21 protein-coding genes are annotated in these 24,392 nt (G+C 42.8%); 13 read left to right on the forward strand and 8 right to left on the reverse strand.

The annotated features are described in order from the left end of the window. Nucleotides 1-15: 15 nt before the first annotated feature. The 3 genes from K6Y31_RS08520 to K6Y31_RS08530 are packed head-to-tail and all read left to right on the forward strand — an operon-like array spanning nucleotide 16 to nucleotide 2,757. Nucleotides 16-960, forward strand: coding sequence for an ABC transporter permease (locus tag K6Y31_RS08520; RefSeq protein ID WP_233052364.1), 945 nt, complete (start codon nucleotides 16-18; stop codon nucleotides 958-960). Further along, complete coding sequence (locus K6Y31_RS08525; protein WP_233052365.1) at nucleotides 950-1,816, forward strand: ABC transporter ATP-binding protein; 867 nt, start codon at nucleotides 950-952, stop codon at nucleotides 1,814-1,816. The genes K6Y31_RS08520 and K6Y31_RS08525 overlap by 11 nt, the downstream gene beginning before the upstream one ends. Continuing rightward, nucleotides 1,813-2,757 (forward strand): ABC transporter ATP-binding protein, encoded by a 945-nt coding sequence (locus K6Y31_RS08530; RefSeq protein WP_233052366.1) that lies wholly within the window; start codon nucleotides 1,813-1,815, stop codon nucleotides 2,755-2,757. Before K6Y31_RS08525 ends, K6Y31_RS08530 begins: the two co-directional genes overlap by 4 nt. Nucleotides 2,758-2,858: 101 nt before the next feature. Here K6Y31_RS08530 and K6Y31_RS08535 read toward each other — a convergent pair whose 3' ends face one another. Then, nucleotides 2,859-4,544 carry an ABC transporter substrate-binding protein gene (locus K6Y31_RS08535; protein WP_233052367.1) on the reverse strand — a complete coding sequence of 562 codons (1,686 nt, stop codon included), beginning with the start codon at nucleotides 4,542-4,544 and terminating at the stop codon, nucleotides 2,859-2,861. A gap of 558 nt (nucleotides 4,545-5,102) precedes the next feature. Here K6Y31_RS08535 and K6Y31_RS08540 point away from each other — a divergent pair. From K6Y31_RS08540 to K6Y31_RS08560, 5 genes are all read left to right on the forward strand, one after another. After that, on the forward strand, nucleotides 5,103-6,119 hold the full coding sequence (locus tag K6Y31_RS08540; RefSeq protein WP_233052368.1) for an amino acid ABC transporter substrate-binding protein: 1,017 nt from the start codon (nucleotides 5,103-5,105) through the stop codon (nucleotides 6,117-6,119). A gap of 55 nt (nucleotides 6,120-6,174) precedes the next feature. After that, entirely contained in the window at nucleotides 6,175-7,362 is a 1,188-nt protein-coding gene (locus tag K6Y31_RS08545; RefSeq protein WP_233052369.1) for an amino acid ABC transporter permease, read from the forward strand. A gap of 1 nt (nucleotide 7,363) precedes the next feature. Further along, nucleotides 7,364-8,446 carry an amino acid ABC transporter permease gene (locus tag K6Y31_RS08550; protein ID WP_233052370.1) on the forward strand — a complete coding sequence of 361 codons (1,083 nt, stop codon included), beginning with the start codon at nucleotides 7,364-7,366 and terminating at the stop codon, nucleotides 8,444-8,446. Between the two features lie 26 nt (nucleotides 8,447-8,472). Continuing rightward, complete coding sequence (locus K6Y31_RS08555) at nucleotides 8,473-9,201, forward strand: amino acid ABC transporter ATP-binding protein (protein WP_232799759.1); 729 nt, start codon at nucleotides 8,473-8,475, stop codon at nucleotides 9,199-9,201. Nucleotides 9,202-9,316: 115 nt separating this feature from the next. Then, complete coding sequence (locus K6Y31_RS08560; RefSeq protein WP_233052371.1) at nucleotides 9,317-9,883, forward strand: glutathione S-transferase family protein; 567 nt, start codon at nucleotides 9,317-9,319, stop codon at nucleotides 9,881-9,883. A 94-nt stretch (nucleotides 9,884-9,977) separates the two neighbouring features. Here the strand turns inward: K6Y31_RS08560 and K6Y31_RS08565 are convergent, their stop codons facing one another. Continuing rightward, nucleotides 9,978-10,874 carry a DUF808 domain-containing protein gene (locus tag K6Y31_RS08565; RefSeq protein ID WP_233052372.1) on the reverse strand — a complete coding sequence of 299 codons (897 nt, stop codon included), beginning with the start codon at nucleotides 10,872-10,874 and terminating at the stop codon, nucleotides 9,978-9,980. A gap of 95 nt (nucleotides 10,875-10,969) precedes the next feature. On the opposite strand from K6Y31_RS08565, the gene K6Y31_RS08570 reads away from it, so the two are divergent. Continuing rightward, nucleotides 10,970-11,440 (forward strand): YcxB family protein, encoded by a 471-nt coding sequence (locus tag K6Y31_RS08570; protein WP_233052373.1) that lies wholly within the window; start codon nucleotides 10,970-10,972, stop codon nucleotides 11,438-11,440. A gap of 24 nt (nucleotides 11,441-11,464) precedes the next feature. Here K6Y31_RS08570 and K6Y31_RS08575 read toward each other — a convergent pair whose 3' ends face one another. Further along, nucleotides 11,465-11,995 (reverse strand): M48 metallopeptidase family protein, encoded by a 531-nt coding sequence (locus tag K6Y31_RS08575; RefSeq protein WP_233052374.1) that lies wholly within the window; start codon nucleotides 11,993-11,995, stop codon nucleotides 11,465-11,467. A 69-nt stretch (nucleotides 11,996-12,064) separates the two neighbouring features. Continuing rightward, nucleotides 12,065-14,158, reverse strand: a complete 2,094-nt coding sequence (gene fusA / locus K6Y31_RS08580) for an elongation factor G (protein ID WP_233052375.1) — start codon at nucleotides 14,156-14,158, stop codon at nucleotides 12,065-12,067. Nucleotides 14,159-14,448: 290 nt separating this feature from the next. Here fusA and K6Y31_RS08585 point away from each other — a divergent pair, with 290 nt between their 5' ends. Next, nucleotides 14,449-14,703, forward strand: coding sequence for a TIGR03643 family protein (locus K6Y31_RS08585; protein ID WP_233052376.1), 255 nt, complete (start codon nucleotides 14,449-14,451; stop codon nucleotides 14,701-14,703). 66 nt (nucleotides 14,704-14,769) lie between these two features. Here K6Y31_RS08585 and K6Y31_RS08590 read toward each other — a convergent pair whose 3' ends face one another. The 3 genes from K6Y31_RS08590 to K6Y31_RS08600 form a co-directional block, all read right to left on the reverse strand. Next, nucleotides 14,770-15,165: a cytochrome b562 gene (locus tag K6Y31_RS08590; RefSeq protein ID WP_233052377.1), complete on the reverse strand. Its 396-nt coding sequence runs from the start codon at nucleotides 15,163-15,165 to the stop codon at nucleotides 14,770-14,772. A gap of 205 nt (nucleotides 15,166-15,370) precedes the next feature. Continuing rightward, complete coding sequence (mrtJ, locus tag K6Y31_RS08595) at nucleotides 15,371-15,805, reverse strand: JDVT-CTERM system glutamic-type intramembrane protease MrtJ (protein ID WP_233052378.1); 435 nt, start codon at nucleotides 15,803-15,805, stop codon at nucleotides 15,371-15,373. A gap of 13 nt (nucleotides 15,806-15,818) precedes the next feature. Then, nucleotides 15,819-18,143: a JDVT-CTERM domain-containing protein gene (locus K6Y31_RS08600; protein WP_233052379.1), complete on the reverse strand. Its 2,325-nt coding sequence runs from the start codon at nucleotides 18,141-18,143 to the stop codon at nucleotides 15,819-15,821. An 855-nt stretch (nucleotides 18,144-18,998) separates the two neighbouring features. Here K6Y31_RS08600 and K6Y31_RS08605 point away from each other — a divergent pair. From K6Y31_RS08605 to K6Y31_RS08615, 3 genes are all read left to right on the forward strand, one after another. After that, complete coding sequence (locus K6Y31_RS08605) at nucleotides 18,999-20,360, forward strand: type II toxin-antitoxin system HipA family toxin (protein WP_233052380.1); 1,362 nt, start codon at nucleotides 18,999-19,001, stop codon at nucleotides 20,358-20,360. Next, entirely contained in the window at nucleotides 20,357-20,827 is a 471-nt protein-coding gene (locus K6Y31_RS08610; RefSeq protein ID WP_233052381.1) for a helix-turn-helix transcriptional regulator, read from the forward strand. Before K6Y31_RS08605 ends, K6Y31_RS08610 begins: the two co-directional genes overlap by 4 nt. A gap of 289 nt (nucleotides 20,828-21,116) precedes the next feature. Then, a complete protein-coding gene (locus K6Y31_RS08615; protein WP_233052382.1) occupies nucleotides 21,117-21,593 on the forward strand; it encodes an acyl-CoA thioesterase in 477 nt (158 codons plus the stop codon). Between the two features lie 78 nt (nucleotides 21,594-21,671). On the opposite strand, the gene K6Y31_RS08620 is transcribed toward K6Y31_RS08615, so the two are convergent. Further along, on the reverse strand, nucleotides 21,672-24,302 hold the full coding sequence (locus tag K6Y31_RS08620) for an ExeM/NucH family extracellular endonuclease (RefSeq protein ID WP_233052383.1): 2,631 nt from the start codon (nucleotides 24,300-24,302) through the stop codon (nucleotides 21,672-21,674). Between the last annotated feature and the right edge of the window lie 90 nt (nucleotides 24,303-24,392).

The following is a 24,392-nucleotide window of genomic DNA, read 5'->3' on the forward strand; positions in this document are numbered from 1 at the left end:
TAGAAAGGAACGATTATGTCTGGATTTTTAAAGATGCTTGGACGCAATAAAAAAGTCAGCTTCGGCTTATTCATTGTGATCACATATTTGCTGATTGCTTTATCAGCCCCTTTACTCACTTCCCATGAACCCAACAAGCGCGTCGCTCGACCGCATCAAGCGCCTAATGCTGAGAATGTCATGGGCACGACTCGAATGGGTCGTGATGTCTACCATTTATTCATTCATGGAACTGCAACATCCCTCGCCGTTGGTTTTGGTGCCGGCTTGATTATTGTGGTTATTGGTACTGCTCTAGGCGTCTCTGCCGGCTACTTTGGCGGCAAGTATGATGAAGTAGTGAGTTTATTGACCAATGTCGCCTTAGTGGTGCCGCAGCTGCCCCTGTTACTGGTGCTGGCAGCCTTTATTGGCGAAGCCAGCCCCATGACCATCGCGATTATTATTGGTTTTACCAGTTGGGCTTGGGGAGCAAGGGTCACCCGTTCGCAAACCTTAACCTTGCGCAATAAAGAGTTTATTCAAGCCAGTGAGTTAGCTTGTGAACCTTCATGGCGTATTATTTTTGTCGAGATTTTACCAAATTTAAGCTCAATCATTGGCTTAAATTTCTTAGGTTCAATTATTTACACCATCATCACAGAAGCCACTTTAGAGTTCTTAGGCTTAGGCGATCCCCTCGCGGTAAGTTGGGGCACCATGTTGTTTAATGCGCAAAACGCGTCAGCGATGACTGTCGGTGCGTGGTGGGAAGTATTAGTACCATGTGTCGCAATTGCCATACTTGGTATGGGCTTAGCGCTACTCAACTTTGGTATAGATGAAATTGCTAACCCAAGGTTACGAACCTTTAGTGGCATAAAGCGTTTTAATAAACGCGTCAAGCAACTAAAAGCAGCCAGCTTAAATACACCTAACAATGCTAAGCAATCTACTAATGGGGTGATTTATGACAACTAGTCAAAGCCTATCTCAAGCAACTGAACAGCCGACACTAGTAATTAAAAACTTATGTGTTGACTACTTATTGGATGAGAGTGAATTCCGGGCGGTGGACAATGTTAGCTTTAACATTAATAAGGGTGAAATCTTTGGTTTAGCCGGTGAAAGTGGTTGTGGCAAAAGTACCATCGCCTTCGCCATTAGTCAGTTACTGCGCCCACCCGCATATATCTCAGGTGGAGAGATATTACTCAATGGCGATAACACCTTAACCATGGATAAAAAAACCATTGCCAAAACACGCTGGTCAAAAGTCAGCATGGTATTTCAAAGTGCCATGAACAGCTTGAATCCAGTATTAACCATCGAAGAACAATTTCGTGACATGTTCTATCGCCATAAAGGCTATGACGAGACTGAGTCGGCAAAGCGGGCGGGACAATTGTTGGAGCTGGTTGGGATCAACCCGAACCGCTTGAAGGACTATCCCCATCAATTTTCTGGTGGCATGCGACAGCGAATAGTGATCGCAATTGGTCTCGCCCTTAATCCTGATTTATTGATCATGGATGAGCCCACCACTGCCCTTGATGTTGTTGTCCAACGCGAGATCCTGTTACAAATTCATGCGTTGAGAAAAGAGTTTGGCTTTTCAGTATTGTTTATTACTCACGATCTTAGCTTAATGACGCAACTGTGCGATCGCATCGGCGTCATGTTAAAGGGAGAACTGGTTGAAGTTGGCAAGGCCAAGGATATTTTGCTCCGACCACAGCATCCTTACACACAAAAACTTTGGCAATCTATTCCCGCCGCTTTTGAGCAAAACATCGCCGAGCAACGCGCAACAAACACTAGGGAGGTATTCGCATGACCTTATTAAACCCACCATCGAGTGATATTTTAGTCACAGTTAAGAACATGACTAAAACCTTTAACACGGGAAAAGGCTTGCATAAAAGGCAGGTTCACGCGCTACGTAATGTTAGCTTTGAACTGAAAAAAGGCCGAGCACTAGCATTGGTAGGTGAAAGTGGATCTGGTAAAAGTACTGTGGCACGGCTACTGACTCGCATGCACCTTCATAACAGCGGCGAAGTGCTGTACCGAGGCCAAGATATTAATGAATTTAATACTCATCGAGAGCTAGCCCAGTACCGAAAGAACATCCAAATGATCTTTCAAGACCCTTATGGCTCACTTAACCCTGCCCATACTATTTATCACCACCTAGCGCGCCCTTTATTTACCCATGGCCACGTGAAGACTAAAATTCAAGCAATTGAAAAAGTTAATGATTTACTGCGTTTGGTTGAATTAGATCCCGAAGCCACCGCCAGTAAATATCCTCATCAACTATCAGGCGGGCAACGCCAGCGTGTTTCTATTGCCCGTACCGTTGCAATTGGCGCTGAAATTATTTTAGCCGATGAACCAACCAGTATGCTCGATGTGTCCATCCGTTTGGATATCTTAAAGCTCTTGAATAAGATGAAAAATGAGCAAGACATGACGTTTCTATACATCACGCACGACATAGCAACAGCAAGGTACTTTGCCGAAGAAATCGCAATTATGTATCAAGGACAGATTGTCGAATGGGGCAATACGAGCAGTGTTATTGACAATCCACAACACCCCTACACACAGTTGTTGCTTTCTGCGGTGCCCAACCCACACATTAGTTTTACTGAAGCGGCTATCGAAGGCAGTGAATTACTTGAACAAGCCAATACTATTAGGGAAAAGAGTATGGCGCCAATTGTAGAGACAGTTGAATACAACAGTCAGCATTTTTACGCGCAACACGATTAACTAATTAACCCGAGTTTTAGATAAGCGAAACAGAGGTTAATTAAACTCAAAAAAAAACCGATACAGCCAAGCTGTATCGGTTTTTTGTCAGTCTTGAACTGTTAATTCATCACAGTATCACTAATTACAGGCTCAAGTGATAGGACATGTAATAAACGCTCAGGTATGTCAGGGTGGATAACCGGAATACCACCTGGGTTCTCTTCGTTAAACCAACCTTTAAAGTTCACATCATCGTATTGATAATTGAAATTTGAACTGATAACGGGAACAGTAATTTGTTGCGCACCAATGCGCTCCTCAATGCGATACATGATATCTAAGCGCACTTCTTCATCATTAGTACGATTAAAGGCATCTATCAATTTATCTAGCATCTCATCGGCATAGTGATGCCCGGCAAAGCGGTTCTTATCAAACTGTGATGAGTGAAATCCAGAGTGATAATACAAATGCGGAGTCGCGCCAGCAAAGTAGTTAGTAAATTGCGCGTCATAGTTACCCGCCTTCACTAAATCGACTAGTTCGCCAAATTCAGGTGTTGCCAGCGAGGCATTAATGCCTAACTCTTGTAGCCCTTCAATAGCAATCTCAACGGTTTTTATATGATCTGACCAACCATTAGGGACCAATATCTCAAAACTAAACTGAGTCCCATCTGGATTGTCTAGCCAGCCATCATTGTCAATGTCTTCAAACCCTACATCCCGTAACAATTTAGCGGCATAAGCTTTGTTATAAGTATTAAATTTACCATATTTCTGTCTCACTAGCGGGTCAGACCAACTTTTAAACTGGTCGCCCAAGCCACTTGGGTAGTTATTCTCAACCCAGTAGCCTGAGCCCGCCTCTTCAACCATGCGTTTTCTGTCCATCGCCATTGAAAATGCTCGACGGAAACTTAAATTATTAAATGCCTTACGATTATTCTCATTGGGTGATTTAAAGTTCATTACAAACGATGCAGAGCCAGCCGCAGGAAACCAATAACGAGTACTGGGATTTTTGCTAAGTAATGCTTCTTCAATGTTAGGAATAAAAGACGAGGTCCAATCTAAACGACCCTTGATGGCAGCAGCTAACAAATCTTTGTTACTGGTAATGATTGGGCTTTGTAAGCAATCAATTTTAAGCTGCTCATTCTGGTAGTAGTGGGGATTTCGGCATTGCATGTAAACTTGCCAAGAAAACATCGGAACCTGAGTAAATGGGCCAGTACCAACAGGGTCAGGGTTGGTAAAATTGGGGATATCTCTTACCATGGAAAAAATGTGCTTCGGCACTATCGGCGCTCTTACAATACGCGTGGCTATCCCGGTGTCGACTTTATTAAGCCTGATGCTCACCCTGTAAGCACTTTCTTTTATAATACTATCGATGTCATCAGCTAAACCTCTTACATCAAGCGCACCACCTCTTGCCGCTAAGCGTAGTGAATAGACTACGTCGTCAGCAGTAAAATTTGTGCCATCTGACCATTTAACGCCTCTTCTCAAATCAAACGTAAGGGTTTTAAGATCTGACGAAAAACGATGATCGGTGGCAAGGCGATAAACAGGCTTGCCACCTTGCAGCTCATTGAAAACGATTAATGGTTCGTAAATAAATTGCATCGTCGTGGGCAAACGATGAGCTGAATTAAAAGGATTAAAATTTCGGACCCAGTTTTGCCTAAATTCAGAGACAATGGTAAGAGAAACATTTTTTGCAGCAGCAATGGTTGGGGTCATTGCAATAGCCAGCCCAAATCCTAGAGCACAGCCAATTCGAGATGCAACTTTAAGCATTTATTGTCCTTGTAAACGCGAGTAATAAATAATTTAGCTAGGTTAAGTTTGCGATATTAATCACAATTGCTGTTTAAGTGACATTTTTATTTCATGTATTTTATATGCAGATAAATAAATGTAAATCAAATACTTTCAAACTGAGACGTTGAAACCGCTCAGATTAAAGCTATCAACATTTGTTAATACAGGGTTGCAAACATTTATATTCTGAATACTCAATATTAAGCTTTGATTTATTGATCTTTTCTATTTTACATTTATAGCTCTTTACGAGCATCCCCCCCGGTATCACGCCAGCATCCTCATTCCTTTGGCTAAATCAAACCACAGTTTTTAATGCCCTAAATTGGCCTATTTCATTTACAAGAACTAAGCTAAACACTGAAATAACAGTCAAAAGTCGTTCATTTATCAAGCAATAATCCATATCTACGACTAATGTTTATGTTTGATTTTTGTTATAACTTTGTTAAATATGTTGTAACCATAACGGCCAGTTTTTAAGTTTCATGGCGTTATTGATAACAATACCTCTGACTTGAAAGGAATAGATTAATGAATAGAACCAAAATTGCTCTGTCACTCACTGCCGCGCTGGCACTTATTCCAATGACCTCTTCTGCTGGCACACTCGAAAACGTAGTAAAAAAAGGCGAACTCAACTGTGGCGTGTCAACGGGTATCCCGGGCTTCTCTGCAACCAACTCCAAAGGGGTCTGGGAAGGTATTGATGTTGATTTTTGTAAAGCCATTGCAAGTGCAGTACTAGGCAATGCCGATAAAGTTAAGTATATCCCCCTCACCGCGAAAGAAAGGTTTACAGCATTGCAAAGCGGTGAAATTGACGTGTTAGTGCGATCATCAACTTGGACATCGAGCCGTGATACTTCACTTGGTCTTAATTTCGCCGGCGTCAATTACTATGATGGACAAGGCTTCCTTATTAACAAAAAGTTGGGTATTTCGTCAGCCAAAGAGCTTGATGGCGCAACCTTCTGTATCCAAGCGGGCACGACCACTGAATTGAACTTAACAGATTATTTCAAATCTCAAAAAATGGAATACAAAGCGGTCACTTATGACACCTCAGGCCAAACTATTGATGGCTTTAAAAAAGGCCGCTGTGACGCGGTCACATCAGATGCATCACAACTGTACGGCTTAAGACTTAAAATGGACGATCCAAATTCGGTCATGGTACTGCCAGAAATTATTTCAAAAGAGCCGCTAGGCCCAGTTGTGCGCCAAGGGGATGATGATTGGTTTAATGTCGTGCGCTGGAGCCTATTTGCTGTTTTAGAAGCAGAAGAGCTGGGGATTACGATGGCCAATGTTGATGCCCAAATGAAATCCGATAATCCAAGCGTCAAACGCTTACTGGGGACGTCGGGTGACGCTGGTGCCAGCCTCGGCCTTGATGCCAAATGGGCTTATAACATGATTAAGCAAGTCGGTAACTACGGCGAAATGTTTGACCGTAACGTGGGTAAAGATTCACCTCTTAACATTGACCGTGGTTTAAACAAACTGTGGAATCAAGGGGGCTTAATGTACCCAATGCCAATTAGATAACCCACCGCAATATGTAGTATCGGGGGGCTTTGCCCCCCTTATAAAGGGAATGGATATGAGTAATCCCCCAAACACCCCCACAAGCTCAGTGAGTTTTTTTAACAACCCAAAAAACCGCGCGATAATATTTCAAGTTCTCGCCCTTGGATTTGTGGTTTTCTTAGCTTATTACTTTGCCAATAACATGTTCGCTAACATTGAGGCCCGCGGCATCGAAACCGGTTTTTCATTTTTAGACCAAGTGGCTGGTTTTGGAATTAGCCAAACTTTAGTCGCCTATGATGATGGCTCGTCCACCTACTCGCGTGTTTTTCTCGTCGGTGTGTTAAATACCTTACTAGTCTCTGGCATCGCCATTTTTTTTACTACTATACTCGGCTTGCTGATCGGTATTGGCCGTTTATCGAACAACTTTTTGGTTGCTAAGTTGTCGATGGTTTATGTCGAAACCTTCCGTAACATTCCAATACTACTGCAAATATTGTTTTGGTATAACGTTGTACTCGCGGCCCTGCCAAGCCCGCGGCAAAGCCTGTCTTACTTTGGTGAATACTTTTTAAATAACCGCGGTTTTCTTATGCCAAGACCAATAATGGAAGATAACAGCGGCTATATATTGGCAGCCCTTATCCTAGCGTGTATCGGGGTATTTTTTTTAGCGCGATGGGCCATTAAGCGCCATGATGACACTGGTGAAGAGTTTCCTATTTTTACTGTCGGCGGTGCCATTATTCTCTTAGCCCCAGTCTTGGTTTACTTCGTTGCAGGACAACCTATTTCAAGTGAGATACCCGAATTAAAAGGGTTTAACTTCAAAGGGGGTTGGGTCATTATTCCTGAGTTACTGGCGCTGGCTTTTGCCTTGAGTATTTATACCGCGACCTACATTGCCGAAGCCGTTAGAGCGGGCATCGAGTCGGTTCCGAAAGGGCAAAAAGAAGCAGCCAATTCTCTCGGCTTGAAAGAACATGTCATTTTGAGAAAGGTCATTTTACCGCAAGCACTTCGGGTAATCATTCCGCCCGTAATCAACCAATATTTAAATTTGGTAAAAAACTCTTCACTTGCCACCGCCATTGGCTACCCAGAAATCGTGACCCTCTTTTCTGGAACGACCTTAAACCAAGTGGGCCAAGCCATTGAGATAATCTTAATGACCATGGCGGTATATCTCCTCTTTAGCATAGTGATCTCATTACTGCTGAACTGGATCAATGCGAAAATGGAAATTAAGGGGCGATAACATGGCTATTTATGACATAAAAGAGGCGAAGCCCGCGCCAATTAATAACCGAGGCCTCGTGTTTTGGCTCAGAAAAAATTTGTTTTCTGACATAAAGAACTCATTACTTTCACTTTTTTGTATTTATTTTCTCTTTATTACCGTTCCCCCGGCGCTGGATTGGCTCATTTTCAGTGCTACGTGGTCAGGCAGCCAAGAAGATATCGTCAAAGATGGCGCGCGTTGGATTTTTATTATTGAGAAGTTTGATCAGTTTATTTATGGCTTCTATCCAGAAAATCTACATTGGCGGCCGCTGTTTGTCGCAGCGTTAACAGTAGCATTTGTTGCAAGTGTAAAACTGCTCAACAATATCAAACTTAAAATAGTCATTATTTTACTCTACCCTTTTGTATCCATTGTGTTTATTCACGGCGGCTTATTTGGTCTAGAAACCGTTGAAACCAACAAATGGGGTGGCCTAATGCTAACTGTCATTGTTGCGGCGGTCGGTATCATTGCGTCATTTCCCATTGGTATTTTATTGGCTCTTGGGCGTCAATCGAATATGCCTATCGTTAAAACCTTGTGTGTTGGCTTTATCGAGTTTGTCCGCGGTGTTCCGTTGATTACTATCTTGTTTATGGCCTCTGTGGTTTTACCTTTATTTTTCCACGATGGCATTGATTTTGACAAGTTACTTAGGGCGTTGATTGGGATCACCTTGTTCCAAGCCGCCTATATCGCAGAAGTAGTACGCGGCGGCTTACAAGCTATTCCTAAAGGCCAATATGAAGCCAGTGAGTCATTAGGTTTAAGCTATTGGCAAGGCATGATTTTGATTATTTTGCCACAAGCATTAAAAATCTCGATCCCAAACTTAGTCGGCTCATTTATCTCGTTATTCAAAGACACAACCCTAGTGTTGATCATCGGGTTATTTGACATTCTCGCCATGGTGACGCTCACCAACAGTGACTCAAACTGGCTTGGCTATGAAGTAGAAGGGTATGTATTCGTCACCTTTATCTACTGGATATTTTGTTTCTCAATGTCGCAATATTCTAAATCTGTCGAAAGACGCTTTAATACAGAACTTAAATAGGTAACGCCATGTCGACAAATGAATTTATGATCCGAATGGAAAATGTTAACAAGTGGTACGGGGATTTTCACGTGCTCAAAGATGTTAACCTTAATGTTAAAAAAGGCGAGAAGGTCGTTATCTGTGGCCCTTCGGGATCCGGTAAATCGACCACCATTCGCTGCTTAAACCACTTAGAAAAGTTTCAACAAGGTAAAATTTTTATTGGTGAAACAGAGCTAATTGAAGATGTGAAAATTGTTCGCCATATTCGCTCAAAAGTGGGCATGGTGTTCCAACATTTCAACTTGTTCCCACATTTATCCGTACTTGAAAACCTGGTCATTGCGCCAACTTGGGTACATAAAAAGCCACGTAAAGAAGCCATAGAAACCGCGATGTATTACTTAGACCGAGTGAAAATATCGGATCAAGCGAACAAATATCCTAATCAGCTATCTGGTGGACAGCAGCAGCGCGTGGCAGTGGCTCGTTGTTTATGTTTTAACCCAGAAATTATGCTATTTGACGAGCCCACCTCGGCATTAGACCCGGAAATGGTGTCAGAGGTATTAGACGTAATGGTTGAGCTAGCTGATGAGGGGATCACCATGATTTGTGTCACCCACGAGATGGGCTTTGCTAAAAAAGTCGCTGACCGCGTGATTTTTATGGATGGCGGGCAAATCATTGAAGAAAACGAACCTCATACCTTCTTTGAACAGCCCGAATCTGACCGATTAAAGCTGTTTCTCGACCAAATTTTATCTCACTAATCCAACTTCGGCTGTGTTAGAAACACAGCCATTTTCTATCGAAAAATCAATCTGTCTGGCATTTACCAGCCATAAGCAGTAATCTAAAAATCTGATCATTTTTAGGATTTCTATTATGCAACTGTTTGGTAGTTTTACTTCGCCTTATGTCCGTCACTGTCGTCTTGTTTTAGCGCAAACAGGGTTGGAGTGTGAATTTGTAGAAACCGATGCTGTGGCTAGCGCCGAGCTTTCACCCACCAAGAAAGTGCCATTTTTAATTGATGGCGCTCTCACTCTGACGGATTCGGTGGTGATCCTAAAGTACCTAAGAGAAAAAGCTGGCCAAGTGTTTTTTTCTGAAATGAAGGATTTTGAACTGTTTGCGATGGTGAACACGGTAATGGACGCAACAGTCAATATCTTCTTTTTGGAAAAGCAAGATAATATCCAAGTGAGCGACAGTCAGTATTTACAACGTCAACAAGGGCGAGTAGAAAGTGGCTTAGCATGCCTCAACCAAGCGGCTCTAACAGATAAACTGCCTCTATCAGATGGACAGCTACGCCTGGCATGCTTCTTAGATTGGGGTGTATATCGCCAACGGATTGATTTAACCCCATATTCTGCTCTAGCCGCATTATTAACATTAGCAAAAACAGATCCCCAGTTTACTGCTACTGCCCCGCCAGAAAATTCTTAATCAATACTCAATCGACTTCAACATGCATACTGAAGTTAAGCATTTCCAGGTTGGGTATTATTTGGCGGCTAACGCCGCCATTTTGCCAGCGCGATTATACATTTCGCGGAAATACTTTTACTGCCAAAGTAACAACGGTGTAAACCATGGCACCTGCAATCACGCCAACTAAGCCATTAATTATCATGGGTAGAATAGATGGAAGAACGGGCACATTCACAATCGCGCCCAATACTGGGTCTATTAGATGATGAAACACGCTGATGCTATGTGTAACTATGCCACCACCAACTAAAAACATGGCAATGGTGCCGACAAATGCGAGAACTCTCATTAAATAGGGGGCAAACTTAACTAAAGCGGTGCCAAGCCAATTTAATAGTCGCCCTGATGGGTATTTTGCAGCCCAGTAAAGACCTGCATCATCCATTTTAACGATTGCTGCGACTAACCCGTACACGCCAACAGTCATGACAAAAGCAATCAAGCTGACAACCATAACTTGAGTCATCATGGCTTGATGCTGTACCGTGCCTAAAGCAATAACGATAATTTCGGCGGAGAGAATAAAGTCGGTACGGATAGCGCCCTTTATTTTTTTTGCTTCAAAAGCCACGATATCAACAGCCGGTTCAACCTCTGCTTCAATTGCTGTTTTAGGCTTGGAATGAAAGACTTTCTCAAAGCCTTCAAAACACAAGAATAAGCCCCCAATTAACAGCATCGGGGTGATCAACCAAGGCGCAATCACACTAATTAAGAGCGCGGCAGGCACTAAGATCAGTTTGTTACGCAAAGAGCCTTTCGCCACCGCCCAGATCACTGGCAACTCTCTGTCGGCATTAACACCCGATACTTGTTGTGCGTTAAGGGCTAAATCATCACCTAATACGCCCGCCGTTTTCTTCGCTGCTACCTTGGTCATTAATGCAACGTCATCTAACACTGCTGCAATATCATCCAATAAGGTTAATAAACTTGCCCCTGCCACTTCGACTCCTTAATTAAACATCAAGCCAATGCAGACTTGCTTTCGGCTTTATCTGGCTATGATATACTGCATTTTCCATTATTGGGACGTATATTATGCCTTTAACAACAAGCTTTACACTTTCAAAACAGTATCTTGAAGAGTGCTTCGATGAGTCACTTCCCTTCAGCAAACATGCTAAACCTCGATACGTATTTATCGTATCGCTATTGTTAAGCGGCCTTTGCCTGCTTATTTTTACCAATCAGCATACAGTAGCAGGCAGTATCTTACTGGGCTTAGGCGTACTGGAAACAATAAGTTTTATTTATCGCCGCACTTGGTGGTTAACGCGTCAAATGTGGAGCCGCAGCGCCAACAGTGAAGTCACCATTATGTTAGATGAGCAAGGCTTTTCCAGCAAAAACCCCTATACCGAAACGACATTATTGTGGCAGGACATCAAAAAACACATAGATACTAAGCGTGGGATTATTTTGCTGGCCCATAATGGCGGCCAAAGCTACATATCTAAATCTGTGCTCACTGATGAAATGATCACTCTCATTAAAGAGCGCTGTTACTAAATAGGGAAAATAGGGCAAGCTCGCCTACTCCGCAATTTTTTTAAACTGTGGGTATAGCGCGCCGTTGAGTTCGAGCTCGGTTAAATACAAACGCGTGTCGAGTTCAACTTGATGGTAATCCGGCTGCATATGTTGGCATAACTGATAGAATGCCTTGTTGTGGTCTTTCTCTTTCAAGTGCGCTAATTCGTGCACTACTATCATCTGCAACATCGCTTCTGGCGCTTGTTTAAACAAACCAGCAATGCGAATTTCTTGCTTGGCTTTTAATTTCCCGCCCTGCACCCGCGATACATAACTATGTGTGCCTAAAGCATGCTTCACCAAGTGCAATTTATTATCGTAGGTAATTTTACTTAACGGCGATGACTTACGAATGTATTGATTTTTAATCTCTTGCACATATTGATACAAGGCTTTCTCAGAGGTGTATATATGGGGCGTAGGGTATTTACTCAGTAAGTATTGACCCAAGCGATTTTGTTCAATTAATCGTGACACGGGTTCAACGATATGAGCGGGGTAATGTTGAAGATATTTAAGTGTTTTATTCATGTTTTTCTAGGCAAAAAATAACCCCAGTTACAAGGTAACTGGGGTTAATGATTAGCTAACTAAGAAATATTACTTCTTAGCGGCAGCTTTTTCTTCTTTAACTTTTGCAATAACAACTTCTGACACGCTGTTAGGACAAGGCAAGTAGTGTTTGAACTCCATAGAGAACTGACCACGGCCTGAAGTCATGGTACGTAGTGAACCGATGTAACCAAACATTTCTGAAAGTGGTACGTCAGCTTTAATACGTACGCCAGTTGCGCCCGCTTCTTGACCCGCGATCATGCCACGACGACGGTTAAGGTCACCGATAACATCACCAACGTGATCTTCAGGAGTGAACACGTCTACAGCCATGATAGGCTCAAGAAGTTGTGCACCCGCTTTAGGGATAGACTGACGGAATGCGCCACGTGCTGCTAGTTCAAATGCTACTGCAGATGAATCCACGGCGTGGAAACCACCATCGTAAAGTTCAATTTCAACGTCTAGCACTGGGAAGCCAGCTAGTACACCGTTATCCATCATACCAGCGAAACCTTTCTCGATTGCTGGGAAGAATTCTTTAGGTACGTTACCACCAACAACTGTTGATTTGAACACGAAACCGGTACCTGGCTCACCTGGTTTGATACGGTAATCAATTTTACCGAACTGACCAGAACCACCAGATTGTTTCTTATGCGTGTAAGAATCTTCAACTGGTTTAGTAATTGTTTCGCGGTAAGCAACTTGAGGCTCACCAACAACTAGGTCAACACCGTAGGTACGCTTAAGGATATCTACTTTGATGTCTAAGTGAAGCTCACCCATACCAGATAGGATTGTTTCACCTGAATCTTCATCCGTTTCAACGCGGAATGTTGGATCTTCTGCAACCATTTTACCGATAGCAATACCCATTTTCTCAGTAGAGCCTTTATCTTTAGGCTTGACAGAGATAGAGATTACTGGGTTCGGGAAAACCATTGCTTCTAGGATGATCGGGTTCTTCGGATCACATAAAGTGTGACCAGTTTGAACGTTAGTTTTCATACCAACGATCGCGATGATATCACCCGCTTGTGCTGAAGTTAGTTCTTTACGCTCATCTGCTTGCATCTCAACCATACGGCCAACACGCTCAGTTTTACCTGTTGCAGCGTTCATGATCGTATCACCTTTGTTCAGTGTACCAGAGTAGATACGTACGAACGTTAGGGCACCAAAACGGTCATCCATGATTTTGAATGCTAGCGCTTTGAATGTTTCTTCTGCAGAAACGATAGCGAATTTACCAGTAGGCTCGCCTTCTTCATCAGTTAGTGGTTGTGGATCAACCTCTGTTGGTGAAGGTAGGTAGTCAACAACTGCATCAAGAACAAGCTGCATGCCTTTGTTTTTGAAAGCAGAACCACAGTAAGTTGGGAAGAAATCCATAGTACGTGTACCTTTACGGATACAACGCTTGATGTCTTCAATAGAAGGCTCTTCACCTTCCATGTAAGCTTCCATTAGGTCGTCGTCTTGCTCAACCGCAGTTTCAACCAGCATTTCACGGTATTCTTCAACTTTATCAACCATGTCCGCAGGAACATCTTGGATTGAGTAGTTTTCTGGAAGACCCGTTTCATCCCAAACGTATGCTTGACGAGTTAGTAGGTCAACAACACCTACGAAATCGTCTTCGATGCCGATTGGAAGAACCATAACTAGAGGATTAGCAGCTAGTACGTCTTTAGTTTGCTTAACAACGCGGTAAAAATCAGCACCCATGCGGTCTAATTTGTTAACGAAGATAATACGTGCAACTTCTGAGTCGTTCGCGTAGCGCCAGTTTGTTTCTGATTGTGGCTCAACACCACCAGAACCACAGAATACACCGATACCACCGTCAAGTACTTTAAGAGAACGGTAAACTTCAACTGTGAAGTCAACGTGTCCCGGAGTATCGATTACGTTAAAACGGTGATCCTTCCAGAAACAACTTACAGCAGCAGACTGGATAGTAATACCGCGCTCAGCTTCTTGTTCCATGAAGTCCGTAGTAGATTCGCCATCATGTACTTCACCTGTTTTGTGGATAGTACCCGTTAGCTTAAGAATACGCTCTGTAGTAGTGGTTTTACCCGCATCAACGTGCGCGAAAATACCTATGTTTCTGTATTTTGATAGATCTGCCATTTGTTCACTCTATAAATTTATATTAAATAAATGCGGCCGGAGTATAGCACGACTAAGCACAAGGAAAATACTCTTATCCAAAAAGCTTCATTTTTAATCTAAAAATTACCTCATTTCACTATGGTTTCACGCCTTTCTTTCCCTTTATCACGGCAAGTATCACTGCAAGGGGTTAATTAACAAGCAAAACATCCCCAGTTAAATACCTAAATAATGAATTTTATTGGTAAAAAAATCCAATCCACAGGTCATAACGTAAGCACAATAAGTCAATAATTTTGGTAAATAGAATGAATAACGTTGATATTTCTCGCATCATTGAAATGGCATGGGAAGACCGAACCCCATTTGAGGCGATTCATGGCCTTTATGGTTTAACCGAGCCAGAAACAATCAAGCTTATGCGGCAACAACTGACATCGCGTAGCTTTAAAAATTGGCGCCAAAGAGTCAGTGGTCGCAAGACCAAACACCTCGCCCTGCGCAGTGATGAAATTGATAGAGGCTACTGTCCAACCCAATACAAGCATTCACGGGGTAAGTAATCGACTAAAATGCAAAACGCAGCTCAATGAGCTGCGTTTGCATAAAAAGCTTTGCTAGAATTAACCTTAGCTAAAAAGGTTTTCCCAAATACTTGGTTTATTCTTTTTATGATATTCCTTTCTTAAGTCATCAATATCACGTAAGTGTGCTTTCAACTCAGGCAAAGGCTTATCATCCATCTCAAGCGTAATTTTTTCTACCACTGCGGAAACCTTGTTCAGCCCTTCCATTGAAACGTCCTTACGCTCAGGTGGAAAAGAGTATGCTTTAGCCTGCTGAAGCAATTGACTGAAAGAAGTAATATGAGATTTAAACTCATCTTTTGATTCTGTTTTATACGCTTGGCTAATTTCAAACTTCATTTTTTTCATCGTAGCTTCTAAATCAATACTACTGTTTGCCAACGCCAAACCTGATAATAAACAGCTAAATACTACGAGCAATGCATTAAAGCGCTTCATTTTTTTACCCTAATTTTTCTAAACGGAAATTATGTTAATTATCTAACCAGCCAGAGTTTAATCCATTCCTTCATTTCATCACAGAACTGATCGAACCCAATTAGCAAGCTCAGTTTATACTTAGCTTGTCAAGCAAACAGCACTAATATAAAAAAAGAGTACGATTAAAACCAGTTAATGCTTAGTAGGGTCTGTTTAGCAATATTCACCAAAGTGATACGGTGAGCAGGCTGAGCAAGTTGTACCAGCTATGCAATAAAATGGGATACAACAGATTACGATGACGTTCAAAAAAATAGCCAAAAATTAATCCCGGAAAAAAGACTAAAAGGACGGCAAGGTCACGAAATACGACTAGATGCGCCATCGCAAATATTAGGTTGGTTAAGCAATTCGACAGCGATATAGCGCCCCATTTTTTTTGCATCACTTGGCGGCTAAGTAATTCGCGCTGAATAAATCCTCTAAAAATAAACTCTTCACAGATAGGGTAAAAAATTACCGAGTAAAGAAATATCAACGAAGATATTCTATCAAGGGATAAGGCTTGGCCGGATAAAAATGCCAAGCCGCAAACAAAGAGTGGCGCGGCCACAATGGCCGCTAGCAATGGTGTTACTTTAAACTGTGTGTCTGTCACCACAGAGCTTAAGCTACCTATTTTTGTAAGGTTTAAGTAGCCGTTTTCGATATATGCCAAGCAAAGACAGCAAAGCCAATATCGCTAGTAATGGATCAATTTTATCTCCACTGCCAACTGTGCAACCGCCACTAGATGAAGCATTGCCTTCAGCTTCTCCATCTGAGGCTGGATTAGTAATATCACCTATTTTAAAATTTTCAACTAGGCCCACAGACGTCAAGCCCCGGGTTTCATCAAAAACCGCTTCACCACTTTCATCGAATGTCACACTGGTAAATTTATAGCTTCCTTCACCATTACCGATTAGCTCAACATCATATTCACTATTTGGCAAAGAAATAAGCCAAGAATAACTCCCATCGTCATGGCGCTCAGGCCAAGCAAAAACGCGTTTATAGTAATACTCATCCATGGTAATTTGTGAGCCAGACGTTTCTATTACAGCGCCGGCAGCGTTCTTAGCGCGAATATCTACAGGACTTTCTGTCCGCAGGATCGTCGAGTCTAATGTGATATTGCAACTTCTTACTTCATCATCTACCGATGAGTTTGATACCAATGAGCCGGTACACCTGATAGTAGAGCCGCCGTTAAACTCGCCCACATTGTCCTGATATAAGCCTTCAAATCCACAGCCTCCGGGCTCTTCTTGTTTCGGCACCCCCGGGAAATTTTTAAATGGGGTTCGATAATACTCACCATGTCCTTGTGTACCAAAGCTAATAAAGCTCTCAGCAAAGCCGAATGATGTGATATGTCCCCCAACGCTTTGCCTACCGCGATTGCTCTGAATATCTAGGTCGACTGGAGACCAGGTTGGCGTGCCATGGATCACTACCCCAGTGCGGCGATAATCTGTTCCCTTCATGTAAACAACCACACCTACATGCCCAGCTGTTAATCGGCCCTCGTTTTCAACTTGCGAGTTTCCAGTAAGCACATTGTAATGTCCTGAAGTCACCCTACCGAATGATAGTTCCGAAAACAGATCTGGCCGTTTTTCTCTTAGTAGGGTTAATTGATCAAATATATCATTCATGTAAACATCACATTGCTTATCAAGTAATGCGTCTGATGATATTTCATAATTAAACGATGTTTCGAGTGCGTCCAGTGCGCGTTGAGTATCAGATAGAGTGCCCGACTGATTCAGATCAATGCGTAAACGCGTTATATCCGTATTGTCTGACGTATTCGTATCATCGACAACACCTTGGATTTCGAACTCAATATCCCCATCTAATTCGGCAATATTAGTGATTCGAACATCGATATCTATAAATTCGACATCCCGACCAAGTGCATCACCACTCTCTGCTAAGCTAAGCCCCTGACAAGTCAAGTTTGGCCCAACAAAGGACCCCAATCGCCCTAACGAGTTGTTATTACTATCCCGTTCAAAACACCGATCATCAGAAATGTCGAGAACGTGGACGACAGAAGGCATTTGGGAACTAACGCGGAAGCTTTCAACCGGTAAACTGCCATTATTGGTTAGTACCAAAGTTATGGTTGCCTCATAAGAGCGAGTATCAGCATTGTAAGTTGTGTTAGAAACAGAACTCTGTATCGCTAGGTCTACTTCTCTCTCGCGCATATCGCCATTAACGGGAACAAAAAATTCAGTTCTAGCACTTCTACCTGGACTTCTGTAATCACCCGTTTCTGCGATACCTACGCCAACGCTCACTTTTACCCAAGTAGGACCCAGTAATGCGTTTGGTCGAGGGCCGTTAAAGCTGATGTTACACTTTAGTGAGTCAGGCCCATATTCACTCCACCTTGCTCCCGTCACGTTTGCGGGTCCGCCATAAACATAAGTTTGAAAGTTCCCTGCCCCCCCGCATCTGTTGCCATCGTCGTTTTTAACAGCAAACAATGAACCGGAGAACTCAACAGTGTCATCATAAAATGCGTCGCGACATGACATTTCTTTAAACTTGCCACCGTCAAAAAGATCGATAACACCGCAAGTACCGACCGTGGGCGATTGAACAGAAGCAAAGCATGGCGAAGGAGACCATGGCAATTCGCTGCCATTGCCGATGTGCATAATGCAGATACCATCAGACGGCGCAGTGGTAATCAACAAAGAAGCCCCCTCAGAAAATTGACCACTGGCCGTGCCACTTAGAGATTCATCAACATCTAAACAAGCACCGACTTCTTCGCCATCAATCACTTCGCATGGGGGTAAAGGCAGGTCTGGAGGAGGACTCTGAGCAAAAGCCGGAATATTTAGTAACCCAAGAGCGAATAATGCCGCTATGTTGAGAATTGTCTTATAGCTTTTAGTGTGATGATTTGAAAAACAACGCTTATCAATTTTTCTCATACTGGAGTTACCATTGTTGAGTATGTCAGATTTTGGGCGGCTAATTGTTTACAACTAAAAGCGACTGTTTTTTAGTTTAGGATTACCGTCTTTTCTGTCAAACAAAATTAGATAACATTGACTTTGCTAAATTCGATACAAAAACAAGCAGTAAATACAATTCACGAGCACGGTTTTTTAAGACCTGAAAGGCAAGTGACTAAATATTGATTGCCTCATCCATCGCGCGCACAAGTATAATGAACAACAACATCAAGTTAGCCAATGCAACATTCAGCAAATGGTGATTGTTTTCATTTATGGTTATTTCAACAAGTAGTAACGCAAGTGTTGCAACAGGTATAAAGTGAAATTTTCGTGACCGCTTCGACTTACCTCTTCACTCATCTGTCGAAAACTTACTCATAATAAGGGCTTAGCCAGAAGACTATCGCCTTAGACGATGATAATAGACAAGTTCGATTCAGTATCGTTTGACCTTGCCGTAAATCATTCCTTTATATAAATGCAGCAAACGTTGCTGCCCATCAACAACATTTAACTTGCTATGGTGCTATCGAGCTGTCTTGTAGAGGCAGTTCCACCGTACCCGGCAATAATATGGCTTAGTACGATGGTTAAATTAGTAAGATGATTAAAAATGTCATCAATCAGCTGCCTAACCTGCTTGGATTGCCATTGGTAGCACAGCTCGCTGCGCGAATATCGCGATTGATGACTTATCCTAAGCCCCTTCCCTAAGCAAGCTCAGGTCTACAAGCTTCCTTATCTATTAATGCGTAACATTTTATACATTAATTGATAAAATTGAGCCTAATGAGTACTATACTACTCATGAATAAAATGGAGTCCTCGATGGAAGAGTTAAACATACAAGCTTTTATCAAAGGTGAATGGCTAGATATTGCTGTCATCTCATTTCCTAAAAGTGAACAGAACAACTTCCGAGTGACTGAACTCAATTACCTCGGCGACTACGCATTAGAGCATCACGAAAAAGATGACTTACACGCCGTATCAATCAACCTGCCTGTATCTTTTTACTTTGACGATATGGGCAGGCCTGGATGGCTAACTTTTCTTGATGACATCATGCCAAGTGGGGCAAGCAGGCGCTATTGGGTCAAGCATCTAGACATAGAGGATTTGTCAATTGATGAACAAAACTATGTTTTACTCAGGTTTGGCACCATGTCGCCTATCGGCAATTTGCGCGTAAAAGACTCGCTGCCGGAACGCTATGAAGAGTCAGACACCCTCTACTTTTCTTTAGACGATGTAAAAAACCGTGCAAGTGACTTTTTAGATTATGCTCAACAAAGAGGCGCTACACCTGGTGGTGCAACCGGTGCAGGAGGTGAAGCACCTAAACTCATATTACGTTGCTCTAACGCAAACACAGAGCAAACTAAAATATGGATAGATCCTTATCAAGATGATAGCACCAACCAAGATCTACACTATTTAGTCAAATATCCGAGAGGCTCAAGAAGCCCAGTTGACTGCAATATACTTCGAGCTGAATTCCATTATTATCACGAACTCACCGCGATGGGTTTTGATACCATTTCAATCCAAAATATGCGACTAGAAGAAGGGCTAAACTACCCTTCCTTATGGCTGCCTAGATTTGACATTCACTTTAACCAAGCGCAACAAATTGAAAAATTCGCAGTAGAGTCGGTTTACTCCATGCTAAATAAAAGTGCAGGAGCAATGTTAGAGCATGAAGCGACTATCAGAGCATTAATAGATAAAATCACTCAAAGCCACATGGTGAAAAATCAAGGGTATGCCTTTGATGTTCCAAGCTTTGTTGTAGAGTGGGTTAAGAGAGACTTACTCAACATCCTATTTGGCAATAGCGATAATCATGGTAGAAACACCTCATTCTTAAAAGGTGATGGTTATATTAAGTTAGCCCCTATCTACGATTTTGCCCCAATGAAAGCCGATCCCGAAGGGATCCCAAGAACGACAAAATGGAAAGCCCCACTAGAAGTTGGCGGCACTTACCATTTTATCGGTATTGCAGAATCACTGTCAGACCTTGTGCCGAGTGAATTGTTACTTCGCGAGCTTAAAGATACGGCTCAAAAGTGCCTTGAGCTTAAACAAAGACTGATAGCTCGTGGGGTTCCAGAGCAGATCATAGAAATGCCAGCGATTGGATTTAATCATATCCCTGAAAAATTGAAAAAGTGGGGGCTGTTATGAGCAATACTACCAAATCATCCAAAGAGTCTGTAAATGACGTCGTCAATCGCCTTCGACAAAATCGCAAACAGACCGCAAGCTCCCAGCAGATACAAAGTGATGACAAGGTCAAAGCTGATGCTATTAACACCCGAGCTCGAACGTCTCAAAGAGCATCAAAAAAGACCCTACCTACAAAAGCAGCCGAACGCAGCAGGATAGTCAATCAAATAGTTAAACAACTACTGTTTGGCGAACTAACTCAAGGTCAGGCATTAAAAGAGCTTCGAATCAATGTGCTAGGTTTAAAGCAAGATGTTTACGCAAAGCTCGTTGATGTGTCCCGAAAAACACTCTCTGATATAGAGAATGATCGTGGTAATTACAAAACAGACATATTGAATAAAGTCTTCAAACCTTTTGGTCTCAGAGTGGGTCTCATACCATCCTCATCGAATATGCTTAACTCATTGCTCGACAACAACTAATCACCTTGAGCTTATTAACCACCACAGTACTGTAGCCATAATCATGAGGTTAAATGGGAGGCGACATCACATATTTAAGTGGGGTAAGACCAATTAATCTTCTCATTGGTGGCGCTTGCCGCTCTTGCTTAATTGATAAATAAATTGTTGTAAGGCTTCAATCTGGTCCTCACTATGGTAGTACAACCTGATTGCCTGCAATTAGTGATTGCAGTTTTAAACTCAGTGCATAAACTGCAATACGATATCAGATTTGCTGTAACAATCTGCAAGGTTAAGGAAAAATTCAATGGTAACCCCACAACGAGACATCACTTTACGCTTTTTAGCCGAGCCCCAAGACGTTAATTTTGGCGGTAAGGTTCACGGCGGCGCCGTAATGAAGTGGATAGATTTAGCGGCATATGCCTGCGCAGCAGGCTGGAGTGGTAAATATTGTGTCACCGCTTACGCAGGCGGCATTAAATTTGTGGCCCCAATCCAAGTTGGCAGCCTAGTAGAAGTTAACGCTAAGGTTATTTACACTGGTAAATCGTCAATGCATATTGCCCTTGAAGTGATTGCCTGTGATCCGAAATCTTTAAATCGCCGCCTCACCACACACTGTATCGTGATCATGGTAGCTGTCGATGAGTTTGGTCAATCGGCTCGTGTACCGACTTGGGTGCCGGAGACAGAAGAAGATATCCGTCAACACGATACGGCGATCAAACTGATGGATATGCGTAAAAAGATTGGCGAAGAGATGCAAATTTACGTGGCATGATATGCTGGTAAATTAAGGGAGCAGCGTTTCCACTGCTCCCTTCACTTATTAATTACGAATTATTGGCTGTCAGTGCTATCAGTCATTGTCTCGAATATGTACCGTTAACTGTTGTTGCTTGCCTAATGCTACACCTTCACTGTAAACCAAGTTCAGCGTAAAGTTTTCTAAACCTTCAACAAGTTGATCATCGTTAATGGTCAATTCAATAAACTGCTGCTCTTGTTTAGCGCCATTTTCTGACTGTGCGTGCCATACTAATCGACCCCAATATGGGCTGGTATAATCATTCCACCCCTCGGCTGTGCCCCAGTGCGTTTCAAAATGCACGGTTGCCTTAGCACCTAATAGCTTACCCATTTGCTTGACTGGAATTTTTATCATTCCCGCTGATTCATCCAGCCAAAGATCACTTTGCGCAAATTCTACTTTCGCCTTGGCAGGCTCTAGTGCAAATGACATTACCACAGGATCATGGTCCGATGAACGATAAGCATCAGGTGCATAGAAGCGCTGTAATTGTGCGTCAGATTTATACTCAACATTGTAATCTAGCACTCTTGGCTCGTCGGCATTGATGTGCCAATCCGTTGCTGCCACCAATTTTCCAGCCAGCGCCTCGTTAACTAAACCATGATCTAAGCTGCCAGCCTGTCCATCGTAATAGTAAGAATACGAATCCTCGGCCATGGTAACAGTATTAAAGCCATAGTCGGCAAAAGTCAGCATCGGGTCTTCTTGGCTATAAGCGTTAAAGTCACCCATTAATACTGCATTACCGGCAATATTTTCATTGATGTATTGCGCCAGCGTTGTTGCGGCATCCGTGCGTAAACCATTACAGTTACCTTGGCCATCACCCAAATCAGGGTCGCCTAAACTGTCACAGCTGCTGCCTTTTGATTTGAAGTGATTCACGGCAACGGTGAATTGCTGACCTGTAGCCAAATGCTCAAAGGTTTGGATCATTGGGATACGGTGTTTTTGCGTTTGCTCATCAAATGGATAAGCCGTTAGCAAGACAACATCGCCCACTGGCTTCACTTGGCTAGGTTTGTAAATAATGCCCACGGTAATGGCATCGGCACCTACACGGTCTTGTGTAGGGCGGATGTAATCATATTGATTTTCTCCCAATTGATTATTCAAGCCACTTACCAGGTCTTGTATTGCACTGTCACTGCCAAAGCCATTATTTTCAAGCTCCATTAAACCAAACACATCAGCGTCAATGGCTTGCAGGGCTGAGAAAATTTTGTCGCGTTGACGCTCAAGCTCAATAGCAGAGTTGGCACCGCGGTATGGCGAGCCTTTTTCGGTGGCTAAATTAACAAAGTAATTAAGCACATTAAAACTCGCTAGCGTTAAGTTGCCACGCTCAGTTAAGGCAGGTTGCGAGGCTCTTGGGTTGGCATCAATAAATTCAACATCCGCAGTTGGGATCAACTGATACTGACCATAAGCGTAATGAATAACGCCAGTTACTTGATTAACCTGGCTACCACTACGCAGTGGCTGGTCAGCAGATAATTGCGGGAAATAACGGATTAATTCTGGATTTTGTTTGCTAGAGCCATCATCGACTAACAGCATATTTGTTTTATTAAATTTAGCTAAGTCAATCGCTTCGCTAGAATTAGCTGGGTAGCGATCAGTCGGCTGGAACACTTTACCTGACGATAACCAAATTTGACCATAACGACTGAAGTTATAATCTAAGGTAACGTGAAGAGGCTGGTTCAGCGTGACCATTTGCCCTTCTAGTAACTCTAATGATTGATCTAATGGCAGAGTTAGGTCAGCCGCTTGCACAACCTCCTCACCACAATCACGCATGCCTTGAATGTCATTTAACTGGGTATTGCCGTAAACCTCGGCCACATCACCCAATAAGCGCACGTGTTGACCGGGACTCACATTGTATTCAGCATTGGCAATAAATAGACCGCGATCGCCGGTTAAACTTTGCACATAGAAGCCGCGCATCTGATCACTGCCTTGTAGTGCAGCGGTCACTACCCCCTCCACTTCAACGGTTTTACCTTTAAGTGGGCTAGTATCTTGTGCTACTTGAATTTGATTAAGGGGCGTAGCCACATCACCACAAGCCCCTAAAGTCACCACTGGGGTGCCGGTATCAGAGCAAGACGTTAAGCCACTGCAGCCGAGTCCCGCAAACTCATTTTTACTAAACTCTTGCCATTGCAGCGATAAATCAAAATCAGCTAACTCATCAGTATCACCTTGTTGGACTTGTTCAAGACGACGTAGCGTGCGATCTTTGCTAGTAATGTTTGAATTGCCCCAAGCACTGCCCGGATCGGTTCCTTTTTGGCCAAACCGGTCGATGGTCAGGTCATTTTGACTAAGCACTAAAACATCATCGCCATTAAAGTTGGTCACTGCCGATAAAAGCTGCGCTTTCTCTTTTAATTCAGATTGGGCTTGAGCGTTAGCAATCACATAACTTGAACCAGGGGCAAGCATGCCAGATAAACGTTGGCTTACCGTAGCAGTGGTTTTACCATTTGAAAAAAGAGTAACTTGAAACTCAGATAAGTCGACGGCGGTGGTGGAAAGGTTGGTTAATTCGATGGCTTTGTTGTTACCACTGCCCTCAACATATTCGGTAAAAAGGACATTCGCCTGTGCATTCACCGTAAATGCAGCGGTTAATAAGGCGAGTTTAGATAAACTTGGGCGTTTCATTTTGTGCTCCTTGCATTAATAGAGCAAGGAACTCTAATGACAACCGTTGACAAAAAGATGCAAAAAGAGTGAATAATTAGCGACAGGTAT

The organism is Motilimonas cestriensis, assembly GCF_021295315.1.
GTDB lineage: Bacteria > Pseudomonadota > Gammaproteobacteria > Enterobacterales > CBDFNC01 > Motilimonas > Motilimonas cestriensis.

What these genes read in the sequence shown, in the direction of transcription:
- K6Y31_RS08520 (WP_233052364.1), top strand. Translation starts at nt 16, where the DNA reads ATGTCTGGATTTTTAAAGATGCTTGGACGCAATAAAAAAGTCAGCTTC.
- K6Y31_RS08525 (WP_233052365.1), top strand. Translation starts at nt 950, where the DNA reads ATGACAACTAGTCAAAGCCTATCTCAAGCAACTGAACAGCCGACACTA.
- K6Y31_RS08530 (WP_233052366.1), top strand. Translation starts at nt 1,813, where the DNA reads ATGACCTTATTAAACCCACCATCGAGTGATATTTTAGTCACAGTTAAG.
- K6Y31_RS08535 (WP_233052367.1), bottom strand. Translation starts at nt 4,544, where the DNA reads ATGCTTAAAGTTGCATCTCGAATTGGCTGTGCTCTAGGATTTGGGCTG.
- K6Y31_RS08540 (WP_233052368.1), top strand. Translation starts at nt 5,103, where the DNA reads ATGAATAGAACCAAAATTGCTCTGTCACTCACTGCCGCGCTGGCACTT.
- K6Y31_RS08545 (WP_233052369.1), top strand. Translation starts at nt 6,175, where the DNA reads ATGAGTAATCCCCCAAACACCCCCACAAGCTCAGTGAGTTTTTTTAAC.
- K6Y31_RS08550 (WP_233052370.1), top strand. Translation starts at nt 7,364, where the DNA reads ATGGCTATTTATGACATAAAAGAGGCGAAGCCCGCGCCAATTAATAAC.
- K6Y31_RS08555 (WP_232799759.1), top strand. Translation starts at nt 8,473, where the DNA reads ATGATCCGAATGGAAAATGTTAACAAGTGGTACGGGGATTTTCACGTG.
- K6Y31_RS08560 (WP_233052371.1), top strand. Translation starts at nt 9,317, where the DNA reads ATGCAACTGTTTGGTAGTTTTACTTCGCCTTATGTCCGTCACTGTCGT.
- K6Y31_RS08570 (WP_233052373.1), top strand. Translation starts at nt 10,970, where the DNA reads ATGCCTTTAACAACAAGCTTTACACTTTCAAAACAGTATCTTGAAGAG.
- K6Y31_RS08575 (WP_233052374.1), bottom strand. Translation starts at nt 11,995, where the DNA reads ATGAATAAAACACTTAAATATCTTCAACATTACCCCGCTCATATCGTT.
- fusA (WP_233052375.1), bottom strand. Translation starts at nt 14,158, where the DNA reads ATGGCAGATCTATCAAAATACAGAAACATAGGTATTTTCGCGCACGTT.
- K6Y31_RS08585 (WP_233052376.1), top strand. Translation starts at nt 14,449, where the DNA reads ATGAATAACGTTGATATTTCTCGCATCATTGAAATGGCATGGGAAGAC.
- K6Y31_RS08590 (WP_233052377.1), bottom strand. Translation starts at nt 15,165, where the DNA reads ATGAAGCGCTTTAATGCATTGCTCGTAGTATTTAGCTGTTTATTATCA.
- K6Y31_RS08600 (WP_233052379.1), bottom strand. Translation starts at nt 18,143, where the DNA reads ATGAGAAAAATTGATAAGCGTTGTTTTTCAAATCATCACACTAAAAGC.
- K6Y31_RS08605 (WP_233052380.1), top strand. Translation starts at nt 18,999, where the DNA reads ATGGAAGAGTTAAACATACAAGCTTTTATCAAAGGTGAATGGCTAGAT.
- K6Y31_RS08610 (WP_233052381.1), top strand. Translation starts at nt 20,357, where the DNA reads ATGAGCAATACTACCAAATCATCCAAAGAGTCTGTAAATGACGTCGTC.
- K6Y31_RS08615 (WP_233052382.1), top strand. Translation starts at nt 21,117, where the DNA reads ATGGTAACCCCACAACGAGACATCACTTTACGCTTTTTAGCCGAGCCC.
- K6Y31_RS08620 (WP_233052383.1), bottom strand. Translation starts at nt 24,302, where the DNA reads ATGAAACGCCCAAGTTTATCTAAACTCGCCTTATTAACCGCTGCATTT.